Raw genomic sequence first — 693 nt, 5'->3', positions numbered from 1 at the left:
ACAGGTGTGAGGCCCGTTGTTACGCAGAACCAACAAAGTGCCACGTTGTGACATGCCGTCAAATACGCCATCCCGGTCATCGAAATGGGCATCCAACTGACTGGCCTGACAGACACTTCCCTTATGGCCCACCGCGGCCTGTACAGGGGCAGGCAGCACGATAGCTATGGCCAGGAACGCCAGCGGCCAAGTGTATAAGCGTGATAGACCTTTCATTCTGCTTTCACCGGTAGGTCGCCTGACGCTGACGAATGCATCTGGTGGACTTGAACTTGCTGAGGTTATGAAGGTAGCACGCAGCGATAGAGAGGTAGCTGAACGATAACGCCATCACTCTAAAGCTCAAGGCAGTGGTCAACTGTGACCGGGGCGAGCCGCCTGAGCAGGCGCTCCATCGACGCGAGCTCTCCCCGACGATTCTTGCCGGGGAGCTCCCGATGAAGCCAAAACCGTTGACGAAAACAGTTCAGACCCACTTGATCTGACGGTCCCCGGCATGGCGTAAAACGCTTGCTATGTAGGTGGACGCGCTGCGCGCCGACGCCTGGCTTTTACTAATATTCAACGGCGAGAGGTGAGACGCCAGAATCAAACAGTCGAGACGTTACAGGGTGTGTTTTAGCGAAAGACAATAATCCGAGAGCGATTTAAGAACTGTCGCTCAACGAGGTATTGGACTCAAGGCTGCTGCCG

1 protein-coding gene is annotated in these 693 nt (G+C 55.3%); it reads right to left on the bottom strand.

The genetic code is table 11. From position 1 onward, the window contains the following. Window positions 1–216, bottom strand: a 216-nt coding sequence (locus ACZYSM_RS29260) for a hypothetical protein (protein WP_489077165.1), incomplete at its 3' end; no start/stop codon positions are given. Window positions 217–693 lie beyond the last annotated feature (477 nt).

It is taken from the genome of Pseudomonas sp. F220 (genome assembly GCF_057813935.1).
This window is presented reverse-complemented; position numbering and strand designations above follow the sequence as displayed.